The sequence below is a fragment of the Marinobacter sp. DY40_1A1 genome (assembly GCF_016597815.1).
Lineage (GTDB): Bacteria > Pseudomonadota > Gammaproteobacteria > Pseudomonadales > Oleiphilaceae > Marinobacter > Marinobacter xiaoshiensis.
The window spans coordinates 276,736-293,062 of the sequence record NZ_VCHA01000004.1; the positions used below are offsets into that span (position 1 = coordinate 276,736).

A 16,327-nucleotide genomic window follows, 5' to 3' on the forward strand; every position below is an offset into this window, starting at 1 on the left:
GTGTGAATCCAAGAGCCGGATACCTTCGCGCCCTAGTTTTAATTCTATTGCTGCTGCCGTCCTTTCAGGCATTGGCTGCCATGTCCTGTGGAGGACCAGCAACGCCGATCTCCAAAATTCAGGGGAAAGGCGACCGCTCCCCGCTTGCAGGTCAAAAAGTTACTGTCGAGGGCGTGCTCACACTCGATGCCCGCATGAAAGGCGGTTTTAGCGGCTTTTACCTGCAACAGGCTGACACTGAAACCGATGGCAACCCTGAAACCTCGGAAGCCCTGTTTGTTTACACCCGCAAGAAAACCGGCACGCCCGGTGAGCGTCTGCGAGTTACCGGTACCGTAAAAGAATTTCACGGCCTGACCGAACTGGTTGAGGTAAAGGCGATACAGTCTTGCGGCCCCGCGACGGTTCCTGGCGCTCAGATTTTATCCCTGCCGGGGTCGATTAACCTGGAGTCGCTGGAAAACATGCGCGTACGTGTAACCCAGCCCTTAACCATTATTGATTCCTGGAACCTCGCTCGTTACGGCGAACTAACGCTGGCCAGCAACGATCAGGTTGTGCCTACCGAATATCTGGAACCTGGGCCCAAGGCCGCAAAGATTGCAGCGCGCAACCTGCAGCAGAGGCTGCTACTGGATGATGGCCGCGGCGTGCGCCAACCTAAGCCGATTCCCTGGCCCCCGGGCGGGCTAACGGGCACGAACACCGTACGCAGCGGCGATAGAGTCCATGAAATAGCTGGCATTCTCGACTACCGGTTTGGTGCATGGAGAATACAGCCCGAGCGCCCTCCGGTTTTCAGCCCGGTTAACACTCGCCCTATAGCCCCGTTGCGGCCAGACACCCAACATATCCGGGTGATGACCATGAATCTGGAAAATTACTTCAATGGTGATGGTGCAGGCGATGGTTTTCCCACAACACGGGGTGCGCCAACCGCAAAGGCACACAAAACCCAGCTCAAGCGGCTGGTAGAGGCTCTACAAGCACCAGACCCGGACATACTGGCGATTACAGAACTGGAAAACGACGGTTACAGCGAGACCAGCGCAATAGCGCAATTGACCCGAGCCCTCGGCCAGGAATGGTCTTTTATCGCGACCCCGGGCGCAGATGGTAACGACCAGATACGCACGGGCTTGCTGTACCGGCATGATCGCATTACAGCTGAAGGGCAGCCCGAACGCCTCACCACGGGGCTGTTCAGCCGGCCGCCAATAATGCAGGCGTTCAGGCCCAAGGGCCAAAGCCTATCCATTCAGGTAGTCGTGCCACACCTCAAATCAAAATCCTGCCGGGGTGCTACCGGAAACAACCAGGACAACAACGATGGCCAGGGCTGTTACGCTCACCGTCGCTCAGAGGCTGCTCAGGCACTTGTGCAATGGCTTGAGCAACTACCAACAACCACAGCCCATGTCGGCACGTTGATCACCGGTGATCTCAACAGCTATTACAAGGAAACACCGCTGACCACCCTGAAACTTGCCGGCTTCACCAGTATGGTGCATCACTTCCACCCATGCTCAGCACAGCAGTGTGATCACTACACCTTCAGGTACAAGGGCCAGAAAGGTTCTCTGGATTACGCGCTTGCGTCGTCGTCTCTGGTGCCACGGGTGCTCAACGCAACTACCTGGGCCATCAACGCAGATGAGCCCCGGGCCCTCGGTTACAAGACAAGTTTGCCGGGCACCACTGCCTTACCCTGGCGTTCTTCAGATCATAATCCTGTGATTACCGATATCCGGCTCTGACCCTTGCCTCATATTCCTGAGGGATTCCGCTGATATACCCACCAATTGGCCTGCCACCCCCATTTACCCGTCATTGAAGTCATGGGGGCCGGGTGCTGCAAAGGTCATAATCAGTGTCAGCATTCAGATTTACTGACAACAAGAACAGCGGATAACAAGGATTACCATGCGTGTCTCTGCTTCCAATACACAGGATCTGGGTATGCCGGCCATCTACCTGCATATACTGGCTGAACTGCTAAAAACCATTGGTCTGGACGAGCGCGACCTGCTGCTCAGGGTTGGATTGGACCCTGTCCGGCTGCAGTCAACAGACGTTCGGGTTAGCCACGCGCAAGCCAACGAATTTGTGACCCGCGCCATCATTGAAAGCGGCGAACCCGGCCTTGGCATTATGCTGGCCCGTGAACTGAAACTGCCTTTGCACGGTGCACTGGGCGTGGCTGTGATGAGCAGCCGCACGTTGAAAGACGCGCTGGATATGATGACACGCTACCTCACGCTTCGGGCGCCACATCTGCGCGTTAGCAGTCGCGAGCACGGCGATGCGATGCACTACACCATTCGCTGTGATGGCGACCCGGGGCCCCTGCAAGGGTTCATTGTGGACGCCATGCTGTTTGGCTGCGCCTTCATGGGCGAACAGCTTACGGGCACCACTATCGGGGGGGCGGCGATTCTACGAAAAGGCCCGGAACCCTCGTATTTCCGTCGGTTCCGACAAGCGATCGTGATACCGGTAAACTATGGCTCCCAGGAAGATGCTCTGGTCATTCCCCAAGGCATGCTGTCAGCGCCCATCCGCTTCAGTGACGATCAGCTTGCAGCATCGTCACGCGCCCAGTGTGAAGATGCCTTGAAACAGCTTACAGAAGATGCAGGCTTCGGGTGCCGGGTGCGACGGGTGATTGAAACCAGCTATCCCTTCCCACCAAAGCTGGCGAGAGTGGCGGCCACCCTGTTTGTATCCGAGCGCACATTAAAACGCCGACTGCAGGAAGAGAATGCCAGTTTTCAGAATTTGGTGGATCAGGTTCGGCTGGAACGTGCCCGGGAACTGCTCACCGGCACCAGCATGAATCTGAACCAGATTGCAGACGTTCTGGGCTATGCCGATGCGGCAAATTTTACCCGGGCATTCAAGCGCTGGACGGGAAGCAGCCCCAGCCGGTACAGGGATGCAGAAGAAAAACCAGGCAGGATGTTTCTACACTCCGGCACCCCAGCTCATGCATAAATCAGTCAATGCCGATAATTTTGTGCATTTGTAAGGTCAGACGCCAGCGGGGGTTGGCCAGGCAATAATCCGTCGCTTTGCGGGTATTGCTCTGCTTGATCGGGTCTGTACTGCCGTCGGGCGCCGATGGCGAGGCCATTGGCGACAGGAATAAATGCCGGGCGTTGAAGTGAACAAACCGTTCCGGCATGGCTTCAGGCTGAGGGTACACCAGCTTCAACTCATCACAGGCTTCAATCACCACCGGCGCGTCTGCCTTGGGGCTCACACACAACCAGTCAATCCCGGCGGGTGCAGGCAAGGTACCGTTGGTTTCCACACCCACTTCAAAGCCCACCTTGTGAAAGGCCTCGATCAACGGTTCGTCCAACTGCAGCAATGGCTCGCCACCGGTACACACTACGTAGGGCGCACCCGGCGCATCCGGCCACAAGCCGAGAATATGATCTGCCAGAGCTTCTGCTGTCTCAAAAACACCACCATTCTGGCCATCGGTGCCTACAAAGTCTGTATCGCAAAAATTACATACGGCCGCCGCCCGGTCTTTTTCCCGACCAGTCCACAGGTTGCACTTGCTGAAACGACAGAACACCGCAGCGCGACCGGCTTGGGCGCCCTCACCCTGCAAGGTGTAAAAAGCTTCTTTTACTTTGTACATTAGCGACCTGCCTCATAGGCCAGCGGGTCTGAAAGACCATTCTCTGCAAACGCCTCAAGTCGCTCTACGCAAGACCCACAAAGCCCGCAAGCCTTTTCCCGGCCGTTATAACAGGTCCAGGTGTGAGCGTAGTCGAGCCCAAGCTTAAGGCCTTCAGCCAGAATATCGCCCTTGGTCATGTGCATGAAGGGCGCCTCAATGCCAACGGGCTCATAGTTGGCAACCCGGCATACAGCGTCCATCTTTTCTACAAATTCGGGCCGGCAGTCAGGATAGATTGCATGATCTCCACCATGGGCGCCATACCAAACCGCACCGGCGTTCACCGTCACCGCATAGCCTGTAGCCAGCGAGAGCAGGATCATATTCCGGTTTGGCACCACAGTGGCCTTCATGTTGTCTTCGTCATAATCGCCCTCGGGTATGTCACCACCGGAGGTAAGCGCAGAGCCAGACATAACCTCGCTCATGGCACGAATATCTATAACCTTGTGGGGTATATCCAGGGTGGCACACACCGAACGGGCAACATCCAGTTCACGCACATGGCGCTGGCCGTAGTTGAACGATAAAGCGTGAACCTTCAGCCCTTGCGCGCGCGCGCGGTGGAGCAAAGTGAAGGAGTCCATGCCTCCGGAATAGATAACAACCACGGTGTCAGTCATGCAGGCTCCTGGCAAGCGGGTAAAGGGTTCTGTAAAGACCGGGTAATCACGAGGCGGTATTGTAGCAGTGCAAAGGTAGGAAGGGTTTACGCCCGTATAAAACGGGCGAAGGTGCCAAGACCTGGAGCTGGTTTCTACGTTAGTGCTTGAGCGCACTCATTTTGAGAGCGATCACTTCCAGACCACCTCTCAAAGTGGATAGCGTCCAGTATGTAACCAGCGCCATCAGCCCTGCACCAATAACGGTGAAGGCCAAATCATCACCAACAACCTGTTCTTTTGCCAGCACCATGTACATGGCCAGCGCGGCGATCAAAATAATTTCTACGACAAAATGGAAACGGAACTTGTTACGGGCAGATCCGGATTCGTCGGACATTTTCTTAGGTTTCAACCTCTGGGTATCTATCAGTATGGGTGATTGGCTAGTGTGCAAATTATCCCCCAAACTGCCCCGAACATCTGTACGAGTTAGTGGCTACGGACTTTCCACTACCAAAAACTGCGCGTTCCTTACCCGCGTCTGTAGGGGTTTGCCGCAGCTCTCGGACTATTGCAAACACCGGCTTAACGGATACACTATCGGATCAAATACACCAGAAACGCCCGTTATGATCCAAATGATTCCACAGCTCTTGATAAATGCCGCAGCAGAATGCCGTAAAGGCCACTGTGTGCGTGCGATGGTAGAAGTTATCTAACGGCTTTCGGTCAGTTCCCGGGAGCCTTTCAAGCGACCGGGGCAGCATCTCCAGCAAACCCCGGTTGCCCTCGGCTCCGGGGTTTTGTTTTTGCTGTCGAACAACGACAAGGAGATCACCATGAAAAGACAACACACAACGCGTGCCGCTAACCAGCCTATCAATAACCGGGCAGGGGCTATTCGTCGCCCGGAACAGCTACCGCTGCTGGATGCTATCTGCAAAAAGCTGAACCAGCGCGTGAATCTGGATGACGAGCAGAGGGTACTTGGCGTTTACGAGCGGGGGTGGATCTTTAACGGCGTGCTTGCCAGCCTGGGCAGTGCGGAAGCACGCTACGTTCGCGCGCTGGCTACCCGCCACAACTCCTGGATTGCGCGTCAGGTGGCATAACGCGACAGCACATGGTTTGAGCCGGTCAATGGCGCCGGTTCAAACCATTCATAACAGCCGTATCAGGGCCATGCACCACCGCGTAGTTATTAATCACATCGAGTATCTTTTCCTGCGAGTAAGGCTTCACCACATAACCATTGGCGCCGGCACTGATTGCCCGCTGAATACTGTCGATGGAGTCATCTGCTGTAACCAGAACAATATGCTGGCCATCCCGTGCTTTTTTGAACTCTTTCATCAGTTCGTGTCCGTCTCCATCCGGTAAGCCAAGATCCAGAAGGATAATATTGAACTTACCATCGTCAAACGCCTTGCGGCCCGCTGCTACGTTTTCGCAATCCGTTACATCTGTAGCGCCTGCCTTGTAGAGCATATCCACCAACCGTTCGCGCATTACCGGCTCATCTTCCACAACCAGTACCGTCAGCTTATCCATTACTATCTCCTTTTTCGTCGGGCGCAGGTTGTCCGGGTTTCGTGTATCCCGATGATTACCACGAATCGGCGCCGGTATGCCGGGGAAGGTCCAGAGGCGCATGTGTTGCTCTGGCCGGGTTACCGGCATCTGCTACATGCCCCTCAGCGCGCGGGCTGTAGGCATCCTGATCACCATCACGGGTCAGAATATTGCTGATTGCCACGGCGGTGGAATAGAGCGATATAGCAAGAATGAGCAGAATCGGCTGCACAAACGCCACATACCCCGGCACTTCAGCGCCACTAATAATGCTCAGTATAAGGATGATGGCCGGCCCTAGCACTACAAACAGCGTCAGAGCGATAAAGAATACAATACGCTCCTTGTAACGGCCAAGATCCCGATTTATTACCAACCCCAATACGAATTTGCCTATGGCCAACCCGGCAAGAATGGCCGCCGCTATACTCAGGTCTGCATGCATCAGCATCTCGTAGAGGCGCCCGTCCCATAGGCGCTGCATGCCAATAACAAGAAACGGGAAAAGCACGAACAGTACGTCGGCATAGGTGCCGTACATCATGCTCATGGACTGCTGTTCACGGTGTAACTGGCGCTCACTCATTGATCCGTTCCTGTTTCGTTCTGGGTTAGTTCACGCTCGATCATGTCATTCAGTATCGCAAACTCGCTTTGTATCTGACTCCACTGGGGGGCCGTTTCCTTCACAAGTGCTTCTACAATGCCTGCCTGAAGGGTCATTTCCGGGTAGCCCATGGTGCCAGCAGACCCTTTTATCTGGTGTGTTTCAGTCTGGAGTACTTCCCGGTCACGGTCTGCCATTGCCTGCTTCATTCGCTGCTGGCGTGTGACCAGCCCCGACAGGAATCTGGCTACCAAGCGGCGCATGGCCTCATCTTCTTCCAGCTCGGCGGGACCGGAATCCAGAAAACGAGCCAGCAACGCTTGCAGTCGATGTTCGTCTATCGGCTTCTCGAGCACTCCGTCGCAACCTGCTTCACGCAGCGCGTCGGTTTCCTGCTGATCGCCCGCCGTGAATGCAATAATCGGTCGCCGGAAACCTGCCTGCCTGAGCAGTTGGGTTGCCTCAACGCCATCCATTTCTGGCATGTGCCTGTCCATAAGCACCAGCTGCACTGTATCTGAAAGTGCCTTGCGCACGGCTTCATCACCTGTCGCAACAGAGACAACCTCAAGGCCCAGGCGGGTAAGCATTCGCTCTACCAACTGCCGGTTGTCGGCATTATCTTCTGCTACCAGCACCCTGCCGCAATGTTGCGGAGCGGGCACCACGGAGCTACCCGCTTCAACCTCAAGGTAGCGCGCCAAAACCTCATAAAAACGCTGCTTGTCGATGGGTTTGGCCAGGTGCTCATTGCAGCCCGCCAACCGGTAATCGGCGATGTCTTCGGTCATGACATTTGCGGTTAACGCAATCACCGGAGTATTCACTCCCGCCTCCCGCAGCGCCACGGTAGCGTCCCGGCCGTTCATCACCGGCATCTGAATGTCCATCAGTATCAGGTCAAACGGTTCCCGAATGGCCATTTCAAGCGCTTCTGCACCGTTGCCAACGTGCACCATTTCAGCTCCGGTTCGGCCCACCAGCAACGACACCAGACGTCGATTCACATCATTATCTTCGGCACAGAGTATACGCCCGGAAAGACGCGGTGCCACGGTCATCGGGATACTTCGGCGGCGCTGGCTCAGTTCAGAAGCATCCCGCAGAAAGTGAGCATGCTCCAGAGAACCGGTGCGAATGGACAACTCGAACTCACTGCCTTCACCGTATGTACTGCTGACACGGATACTGCCACCAAGCATTTCCGCCAGCCTGCGCGAGATACTCAGGCCAAGACCGGTTCCACCATACTGCCGGGATATCGCTGCGCTGCCCTGAGCAAAAGGATCGAACAACCGGCCTATCTGTTCTGGCTTCATGCCAATCCCGGTATCCACTATGCGGGCAACCAGAATCTCAGCCTGGCGCTCACACCGTACGGCCAGGGAGATCGATCCTTTTTCCGTAAATTTCAGCGCATTTCCACACAAATTAATAATAATTTGCCGCAAGCGTGTTGGGTCTGTCTGGATTTGTTCAGGCAGGGGAAATTCGCAAATTATGTTGAAGTCCAGACCTTTTTCCCGAGCCCGCGGTGCAAAAAATGCGCGAATTTCTTCCAGAAGCTCTGGCAGGTTTACCGAAACCACATCAACGTCCAGCTTATTGGCATCGATTTTGGAGTGGTCGAGAATATCGTTCACCAGCTCCAGCAAGTGCCGCCCACTACGTACAACGGTCTCCGCGCTGCTGCGCTTTTCCTGCTCATCAAGGTCCGGATCCATGAGGGTTTCACCGTAACCAATAATGGCCGCCAGCGGCGTGCGAATCTCGTGGCTCATATTGGCCAGGAACTGGCTCTTGGCCTCGGCTGAGTTGCGGGCCAGTTCTTTTTCGAGCCGCTCCTGTTCACGCTCACGTTCAATACGCTGACGCCTGTGGCTTTCTGTGGAATCAACACAGGTGCCTTCCAGATGGGTAGGTTCACCGTTGGCATCGTAAGCCGTGTGGAGCGAGATAATGGCCCAGCGCTCTTCCCCTGAGCGGGTCAGATAGCGGGCCTCAACGCCTTTTACCGTGCCCCGCGCTTGCAATTGCTCAACCACTAGCTCCCGCAGCCGGTCATCGGCTATGCATGCGTCCAACACATCGGGGTTAGCTTCCAGTAACTCCTGGCTGCTACCAAAACCCATCAAGCTCGCCATAGCCGGGTTAGCTGTTACAAATTGGCGTTCGGCCGACATCTGAAAAACGCCCTCAATGGCATTATCAAACAGTGACTGGTATCGCTGCAGGTTAGACAGCGCCCGGCGGCTCCAGCTCAGCGCCTGGCCCTGAACCTGTTTGATGCGATCTGCCAGGGCAAAAGAAAACAGAATAATCTGCGCAGTTAGCCCTATCTGGGGTGCATAGCCTGTGAACGTATTGAGCGGCAGGTAGCCCATAACCGTCATTCCGTATATACCAAAACCAACGAGGGCAAGAGTCCATGCGAAAAAATAGGAGCGGGCCGCTGGGTTGTAATAGCGCCAGGACAAATAGCTCACCACGATCAAAATCAGGCAAAGTATCATCGAGCCGATAACAATCCATTCCATGGCAATGTGGTAAGGCACAAAGAGCGACAGAACAAAGGTAAGAAGCACCGAGTGACGGCACATGATCAAAACCCGGTCCAGATCCAAAGACCGGGTGCGGGTTTCAAGGAGTGCCCGGGCCATCAACAGGCCCCAGAACCAGGTCATGATGATCTGTAGATGCAGATACTCCTTGTTGAACAACGCAGGGCGGCTGTCCAGAAGCTGGATTCCATGTACCTGCTCGGTGGCGATAAACACGCCAGCAGACACCAGATAGAGCACATAGTAGATGTTACTGCGCTCACGAACGGAAACCGCAACAAACAAGTTGTAAGCCAGAATGGCAAGCAAGCTGCCCAGCAGGGCACCCCGGATAATTTCGTCTACCGACACCTTTTCAATGTAGCTGTCCGGGCTCCAGAGGCTGATGGGCAGACGGAAGGTGTTGGTATTGATAATGCGCAGGTACACAGATGAAACGCTACCCGGCTCCAGATCCAACCGGAACGTGGGGTTGGGCACTGCCAGATCACGCTCTGCCCAATTATCATGATAGCCAGCCTTGCGCTGATCGATAAGCTCACCGTCGCGCACCATATACAAGGCAACTTCATCTACCAGCGGCAGAGCCAACTCCAGAATCCATTCTTTACTGGCCACTCCGGGATCCGCACGCACATCAAAGCGAATCCAGTAAGCCGATTCGGTATAGCCAAAATTCAGCACGCCGCTTTCGTGCCGGGTAAACCGCTCGGGCGCCATGGCAAGGATGTCAGGCAAAAGATAAAGCTGGCCGGCATCCTCCAGATACTGGATGCAGCCGCCAAAATCGCGGAGGCTTTCCGTGCCCCTGTCCAGAACAAGCTGACCATTGCGGCACGACTCATTAGCGCTCGCCACGCCAGGCACCAGAACCATAGACGTGACAAGGCATATCACGAAAAGCAGCCACTGTACTGCTTTGAATGAGGCCGGTTTACACCGTTGCTGCAAAATGTGATCTCCGCGCGGGCATGAGCCTGTTTTATAGTTTATTGTCAGCAGTCGGATCGGGGCAGACCGCCCCGCGGGTATTTACTTTAGCCGTTTATGGCTGCTTTCGCACCTCAGGGCCTTCTGAAATGAGACACTCCTGCTTTTTCACTGCTATCTCCATCGCACTTCTTGGTATCAGTGGGTGCAAGATGGCGGATACCGGGCCTACAGGGATTAATCCTGCGTCTAACGTGGACTACTCGCTCCCAACATTCACACTTCAAGACAGAGAAGGCCTTGAGCCCGTGTTGAAATATACCGTTTTCCGTGATGTTTACCGGGGAGTAGAACCTCTAGTTGCAGGAAACGACAACGGTTTAGCAGCTGAATTGCGCGAGCACCTTGACGCTTTTTTAAATACTGTCCCGACCCAAAGTGGCACCGATTACATCAGTACCCGCAATCCGGTCGACCTGATGAATGAAGTAATTCGCTCCGGACAGGTGGATAATTTTAATGAAGGCCGGCGACTCATGGTCTCGAGCATCAGAGATAATCGGGCCGCAACCTACAACACTCCTGCAAATCAAGTCCTGACGCGTTTCTCAGAATACAACAGTGATGAAAACACCCCTCCGGAAGATCGCGCCTGGATCTACCGAATGCTGGATTGGACTTACAACGCTAATATGGGAAAGGTTTTCCGGGCGATGCTGTTCGTCGCCACTCCACCAGCCCAGACTACCAGTGCTACCCCGGAAATTGCTAGCGCCTCCTGGAGTGGCCGTTACGCCAAAGAAACCTTCAGTGCGACCGGTTTTAACATGCCGGAATATTCAGCAACGAGCTTTGAAGGCCGCTCCCGCGGAAAAGTGGAACTCCTGCAAGAATTCGTTGCCCTGCAAAGAGACACCCTTATTCTTACAGAAGCTTCCGGTGTTTCAGTGAATGGTACAGAACCAGATTGCGTTAGGGCTGTGTTTCAATACAACACGTCACGCGTGAAGGTGTTTATATCGAAAGATAAGCCCTCAAATTCCCCAAACAACTGCGGCAATCAAACAGAGGGCGAACAGGTGCTGGAATACGACATAGTCACAATCGATACTCGTCAGTAGTAACGCTGACCATCCAGCTGCCAATTCTGCAAAAAGCCCTTTTTGCGGTCGATCATGCGTTCGTATGCTGAAATCATGACGGCTACATGGGGCGCTTTGGCCAGTCGCAAAATTTCGATTCGGCGCTCCAAACGTTCCACTTCGGTGCAGACTTGTTGATGCACGTGAGTACGCACACTATCGTGGTGGTCGAGCTGAACCTGCCGGGGCGAGGGGGGGATTTCTTTGTGGTGATTTACTGGCTTATCCATTGCGTTTCTCATCCATTGAGTTGCCGCGATTCCTTTTTCAGGCTGTAGTTTGCACAACTGTCTAACAAAGTGCAACAAAATGAATAGAGTTTCACTTCTACGCAATATATCAGACGGCAGCTTCGCGCCCAGAGAATCCCGACGAATCCACTGCTATAGTTCCCATTACCAATTTCACCCCTACCAGGATTGTTTATGAACCCGACATCCGTTGCCGACACCCTCAGGGAATATCTGTCTTTGCTTGAGCTACTGGACGACGCTTACTGGGAAGCCTCCAACATTGCCCACAAGGACATGCTGTACGACATCATCAGTATTTTCAGCCAGGAGGTGTCTGAGATAAACAAGCTCAGCATTCAGGACCACCACTATCCCTATGAGGTGATCACTGAAGGCATTCGCCGTGTTGTACCAAAACTGGAAAGGCTGGATGAAAGCCGCGAAGAAGTCATTCAGCGCACGCAAACGCTGACAGACTTCCGGGACATACTTTCATCCGTACTCGGTATTCTTGAGGATCAACTAAGAACCCTGTGAGTGGCCGCTTTAAACGGCCACCGCCGGGCGTTCACTTTCCGGGCGCAGCGGAAACTCCCGCGCAATGGTATAGACAAACTTGCCGAGCGCGGGAATGTGGTGACCCACAATCGGAAACCCGGTGTTCAGCAAACTCACGGAAATATCCCGCGCCGCATCAGCCCAGCAAAGCTTGTTGATCAAGCCAACATGGCCAAATGCGTACCGGCTGCGTTGCCCCCACATTCCAACCGGGTTACCACCCAGCATCATGCCTGCGCTGAAGCGCATGGGTATCATCATGGTGCGATCAATCTGCAATGAACCAAACTGCTGAATGGCGCGGCGAACGGTAATCTCGCTGCAAATACGTTTACCCTTCCAGGTACCGCCATTGAGCATCATCTGGAAGAATCGGCCCATTTCTTCGGCGGTGCCACACAGGTTACCCGCCGGGATTACCGCTTCCTGAAACAGGGGATTGTTGGTTACTTCTTCTACTGTCGAGATATCGCCGCCAAGTGCGCGGTTTACGATCCAGGACACGGGAAAACGCGGTGTCGGGCCAGTCGCGTAGTTGGTGGCCAATTCATGCAAATTCTCTGGCTGAATTCCGTAAGTGAACCATTTCATGCCCATGGGCTGGCGAATGTGCTTGTCCAGGTAATTTTCAATGGTGTCGCCGGTTACCCTTTCGAGCACCCGCTGCAGCACATAGCCACCGGTGATTGCATGATAGGCAACCTTGGCACCGTCTACAGCAATGGCTCTGGACTCACAGAGTAAGCGCCAGATCTCTTCCTGATCCCACAGAACCTCAATGGGTGTCTCTTTCGGAATGGAAGGAATGCCGCCCCTGTGGGACAGGATCTGATGCACCGTGATGGTACGTTTGCCGTTTTGGGCAAACTCCGGGCAATAATAAGACACGGGGTCCATCAGGTTAACCAGGCCCTGCTCAACCAGCATGTGCATCAGCAATGCGGTAACCGCCTTGGAGGCAGAAAAGTAGCAAATGGGTGTGTCTGTGGTCATGGCGACTGTAGGCGTGCCAGCCGTATCGTGGGGGCCGTTGCCGCTGGCATGCCCTATGGCTCGATGCAGGATCTGTTCGCCACGGTGCCGCACAGATATCTGGATACCGGGGTGGACACCGGTGCGATACAAAGCTTCTACGCTTTTCCAGATAGTGTCTACCGTGCGGGTATCTATGCCAACTGCTTCCGGCCTTTCGCCTGCGGTATCACGCTGGGTAACGGTAGATAAATCCTTGGGAACCTTGCAACTGTGCAGTGCACGACGGGCTATTGGGTTCATCAGGTACGCCTTGATTGTGGTGGCTGTTTTTATTCTATCTTCACGGTGGTCGCTGCCGGGTTCATTGGCTGAAAACCGCCAACCAGTGCGTCAAAGCGTACACCGAATCCAATCCGGAATGTATTTCGAGCCGGCTCAGACGTTATTATAGGCAGCTGATCAGGGGGCAAACCAACCGTTTCTGGAGCAGTCTATGACACCCGGTATCGATGCAGCCAGCAAAGCCGGCATTTTTCACACTATCCACGAGTACGAGCACGATTCTGCCAGTGCAAGCTACGGCAACGAGGCTGCAGACAAGCTGGGGGTTGATCCTGCGCGTATTTTCAAAACCCTGGTGGTTGCTGTCGATGGCAAAACACTGGCGGTAGGCGTGGTGCCGGTTACCGGCATGCTAAGCATGAAGCTGATTGCCAAGGCTGCCGGTGGCAAAAAGGCTGTCATGGCAGACCCGCAAGAGGTACAGCGCCGCACCGGTTATGTACTGGGAGGTGTGAGCCCACTGGGCCAGAAAAACCGTTTAAAAACCTTTATTGATGCCTCCGCTGAAGGTTTCGACACTGTTTACGTTAGCGCAGGCCGTCGCGGGCTGGAAATTGAGCTGTCTCCGGCTGATCTGGCCAGCTTGACCGGGGGGAAACTGGTGCCTCTGCAGCAGGCATAAAAAAACCCGGAGAGCCGATTAAAGGCTTTCCGGGTTTTCATTCCAGGTGGCCGGGCACGATGCCCGGATACCGTCAGGGGTTACTTAACCGATGCACGGGCATCCTTCAAAATCTTGTTGAAGGTTGCGCTCGGCTGCATAACTGCCTCCACCTTTTCTTTGGGTGGGTGGTAGTAGCCACCGATATCGGCAGGATGACCCTGGATAACGCTCATTTCTTCCAGAATCTTGTCCTTGTTCTCTTCCAGCTGTGCAGACATCTTGGCGAAGAACTCTTTCAGTTCTTTGTCGCTGTCCTGAGATGCCAGCTCTTCTGCCCAGTAGCGAGCCAGGTGGAAATGGCTTCCACGGTTATCCAGCTCACCCGTTACCCGTGAAGGCGACTGGTTGTTTTCCAGCAGGCGCTCGGTAGCTTTGTCGAGAGTCTGGCCCAACAGGCGTGCACGGTTGTTGTCGTGCTTCTCACCCAACTCGTCCAGAGATACAGCAATAGCCAGGAATTCGCCCAGTGAATCCCAACGCAGGTGATCTTCCTGCAGTAGCTGCTGCACGTGCTTGGGAGCAGATCCGCCAGCTCCGGTTTCGTAGAGGCCACCACCGTTCAGCAGGGGGACAATCGAAAGCATTTTGGCGCTGGTGCCCAGTTCCAGAATCGGGAACAGGTCGGTCAGGTAGTCACGCAGTACGTTACCGGTTACCGAGATGGTATCAAGACCACGAATCAGGCGTTCCATAGTCCAGCGAATAGCACGCACAGGCGACTCGAGGCGGATGTGCAGCCCTTCGGTGTCGTGATCCTGCAGGTAAGTATTCACCTTCTTGATCAGCTCGGCATCATGAGGACGCTCGTCGTCGAGCCAGAACACGGCTGGCATACCAGTCGCACGGGCACGGGTAACGGCCAGCTTGACCCAGTCGCGAATCGGCAGGTCTTTGGTTTGACATGCACGCCAGATATCGCCTTCTTCGACATTGTGCTCAGTCAGCACTGTGCCGTCTTCAGCCAGAATGCGCACGATACCGTCTTCTTCTATTTCAAACGTCTTGTCGTGGGAGCCGTATTCTTCAGCCTTCTGCGCCATCAAGCCTACGTTCGGCACTGTTCCCATGGTAGTGGGATCAAACGCGCCATGGGTTTTGCAGAAGTTGATCATTTCCTGGTAAATCGTGGCATAGGTAGACTCAGGCATTACAGCCTTGGTGTCTTTCAACTTGCCATCGCGCGCCCACATCTTGCCTGAGTTACGGATCATTGCCGGCATGGAGGCGTCAACAATCACATCACTCGGTACGTGCAGGTTGGTAACACCCTTAACGGAGTCAACCATGGCGATTTCCGGGCGGTGCTCGTAGGTCTTGTGCAGGGCTTCCTGAATTTCTTCCTGCTTGGACTCTGGCAGCTGCTTGATTTTCTCAAGCACAGACGACAGACCGTTGTTCGGGTTTACGCCGATTTCGTCAAACAGTTCGCCGTATTTGTCGAAAAGCTCTTTATAGTAAATCTTCACCGCGTGACCAAACACGATCGGGTGAGAGATTTTCATCATGGTGGCTTTCACGTGCAGTGAGAACATCACGCCGGTCTTTTCGCAGTCTTCGATAACGTCTTCGAAGAATTTGCACAGCGCTTTCTTGCTCATGAACATGCCGTCGAGCACTTCACCTTCCTGCAGTGGCAGGTCGGACTTGAGGACGGTTTGCTCACCCTTCTTGTTCTCGAACACAATGCGGGCGTTTGTTGCCTTGTCGAGGGTTATGGACTGCTCATTAGAGTAAAAATCGCCCCCGCGCATGTGTGCCACGTGGGTACGTGAAGCCGGGCTCCATTCGCCCATACTGTGGGGATATTTGCGTGCAAATGCTTTAACTGCTGCTGGTGCACGGCGATCAGAGTTACCTTCACGCAGAACCGGGTTTACGGCACTGCCAAGTACTTTGGCGTAACGCTTGGTCGCATCTTTTTCTTCGTCGGTTACAGGGCTTTCTTTGTAATCAGGAACCTTGAAACCCTGGTCCTGCAATTCTTTGATAGCTGCACGCAACTGCGGAATGGACGCAGAAATGTTCGGCAGTTTGATGATGTTGGCGTCTGGGTCTTTGGTGTATTCGCCCAGTTCTGTCAGTGCGTCTGGAACGCGCTGGTCTTCCTCAAGGTAGTCCGGGAATGTTGCCAGAATACGCGCCGCGAGGGAGATGTCGCTGGTTCCAAATTCGATACCAGCCGGCTTGGCGTAGGTCTCAAGAATCGGTAGCAGTGACCGTGTTGCGAGGGCAGGTGCCTCGTCGGTCAGTGTGTAAATAATCTTTGCTTTGGATGATTTCATTTTCGTCCTCAGGCTAATAGGTGGGTTCAGGACGGTCATAGCTGGATCAGGCGTCTTGTGAACGACTGAGCTTTGCTATGACTGATTTTTTTAAACTTTTGATAGACCTACTAAGATAGCATTTTTTTGTAATCTCGGGTTACGATCTTAGTATAAGAACGG

Annotated in this window: 15 protein-coding genes; 6 read left to right on the forward strand and 9 right to left on the reverse strand. The window is 54.2% G+C overall.

Annotated elements, in window-relative coordinates:
• The first annotated feature begins 80 nt into the window (after positions 1-80).
• Positions 81-1,757: an ExeM/NucH family extracellular endonuclease gene (locus FFI61_RS12135; protein ID WP_200201517.1), complete on the forward strand. Its 1,677-nt coding sequence runs from the start codon at positions 81-83 to the stop codon at positions 1,755-1,757.
• A gap of 166 nt (positions 1,758-1,923) precedes the next feature.
• On the forward strand, positions 1,924-2,994 hold the full coding sequence (locus FFI61_RS12140; RefSeq protein ID WP_200201518.1) for an AraC family transcriptional regulator: 1,071 nt from the start codon (positions 1,924-1,926) through the stop codon (positions 2,992-2,994).
• Position 2,995: 1 nt separating this feature from the next.
• On the opposite strand, the gene queE is transcribed toward FFI61_RS12140, so the two are convergent.
• The 3 genes from queE to FFI61_RS12155 all read right to left on the reverse strand — a co-directional run bounded on the left by queE (position 2,996) and on the right by FFI61_RS12155 (position 4,696).
• Entirely contained in the window at positions 2,996-3,652 is a 657-nt protein-coding gene (gene queE, locus FFI61_RS12145; RefSeq protein WP_200201519.1) for a 7-carboxy-7-deazaguanine synthase, read from the reverse strand.
• Positions 3,652-4,317 carry a 7-cyano-7-deazaguanine synthase QueC gene (gene queC / locus FFI61_RS12150; RefSeq protein ID WP_200201520.1) on the reverse strand — a complete coding sequence of 222 codons (666 nt, stop codon included), beginning with the start codon at positions 4,315-4,317 and terminating at the stop codon, positions 3,652-3,654. The genes queE and queC overlap by 1 nt, the downstream gene beginning before the upstream one ends.
• A 139-nt stretch (positions 4,318-4,456) precedes the next feature.
• Positions 4,457-4,696, reverse strand: coding sequence for a hypothetical protein (locus FFI61_RS12155; protein WP_200201521.1), 240 nt, complete (start codon positions 4,694-4,696; stop codon positions 4,457-4,459).
• 442 nt (positions 4,697-5,138) lie between these two features.
• Here FFI61_RS12155 and FFI61_RS12160 point away from each other — a divergent pair, with 442 nt between their 5' ends.
• Complete coding sequence (locus FFI61_RS12160) at positions 5,139-5,411, forward strand: hypothetical protein (protein ID WP_200201522.1); 273 nt, start codon at positions 5,139-5,141, stop codon at positions 5,409-5,411.
• Positions 5,412-5,436: 25 nt separating this feature from the next.
• Here FFI61_RS12160 and FFI61_RS12165 read toward each other — a convergent pair whose 3' ends face one another.
• Genes FFI61_RS12165 through FFI61_RS12175 form a run of 3 tightly spaced genes read right to left on the reverse strand, consistent with a single transcriptional unit; the run spans position 5,437 to position 9,915 of the window.
• Positions 5,437-5,850, reverse strand: coding sequence for a response regulator (locus FFI61_RS12165; protein ID WP_200201523.1), 414 nt, complete (start codon positions 5,848-5,850; stop codon positions 5,437-5,439).
• Between the two features lie 55 nt (positions 5,851-5,905).
• A complete protein-coding gene (locus tag FFI61_RS12170; RefSeq protein ID WP_200201524.1) occupies positions 5,906-6,457 on the reverse strand; it encodes a hypothetical protein in 552 nt (183 codons plus the stop codon).
• Positions 6,454-9,915: a response regulator gene (locus FFI61_RS12175; RefSeq protein ID WP_200370923.1), complete on the reverse strand. Its 3,462-nt coding sequence runs from the start codon at positions 9,913-9,915 to the stop codon at positions 6,454-6,456. Before FFI61_RS12175 ends, FFI61_RS12170 begins: the two co-directional genes overlap by 4 nt.
• Positions 9,916-10,010: 95 nt before the next feature.
• On the opposite strand from FFI61_RS12175, the gene FFI61_RS12180 reads away from it, so the two are divergent.
• Positions 10,011-11,090 (forward strand): hypothetical protein, encoded by a 1,080-nt coding sequence (locus FFI61_RS12180; RefSeq protein ID WP_200201525.1) that lies wholly within the window; start codon positions 10,011-10,013, stop codon positions 11,088-11,090.
• On the opposite strand, the gene FFI61_RS12185 is transcribed toward FFI61_RS12180, so the two are convergent.
• Complete coding sequence (locus FFI61_RS12185; protein WP_200370727.1) at positions 11,084-11,341, reverse strand: hypothetical protein; 258 nt, start codon at positions 11,339-11,341, stop codon at positions 11,084-11,086. The genes FFI61_RS12180 and FFI61_RS12185 overlap by 7 nt on opposite strands.
• Positions 11,342-11,536: 195 nt before the next feature.
• On the opposite strand from FFI61_RS12185, the gene FFI61_RS12195 reads away from it, so the two are divergent.
• Positions 11,537-11,881 carry a hypothetical protein gene (locus FFI61_RS12195; protein WP_200370731.1) on the forward strand — a complete coding sequence of 115 codons (345 nt, stop codon included), beginning with the start codon at positions 11,537-11,539 and terminating at the stop codon, positions 11,879-11,881.
• A gap of 9 nt (positions 11,882-11,890) precedes the next feature.
• Here the strand turns inward: FFI61_RS12195 and FFI61_RS12200 are convergent, their stop codons facing one another.
• Positions 11,891-13,177 (reverse strand): serine hydrolase domain-containing protein, encoded by a 1,287-nt coding sequence (locus FFI61_RS12200; protein ID WP_200370732.1) that lies wholly within the window; start codon positions 13,175-13,177, stop codon positions 11,891-11,893.
• Between the two features lie 193 nt (positions 13,178-13,370).
• Here FFI61_RS12200 and ybaK point away from each other — a divergent pair, with 193 nt between their 5' ends.
• Positions 13,371-13,841, forward strand: coding sequence for a Cys-tRNA(Pro) deacylase (gene ybaK / locus FFI61_RS12205; protein ID WP_200370740.1), 471 nt, complete (start codon positions 13,371-13,373; stop codon positions 13,839-13,841).
• 80 nt (positions 13,842-13,921) lie between these two features.
• Here the strand turns inward: ybaK and FFI61_RS12210 are convergent, their stop codons facing one another.
• Positions 13,922-16,165 carry an NADP-dependent isocitrate dehydrogenase gene (locus FFI61_RS12210; protein WP_200201531.1) on the reverse strand — a complete coding sequence of 748 codons (2,244 nt, stop codon included), beginning with the start codon at positions 16,163-16,165 and terminating at the stop codon, positions 13,922-13,924.
• Positions 16,166-16,327: the final 162 nt, after the last annotated feature.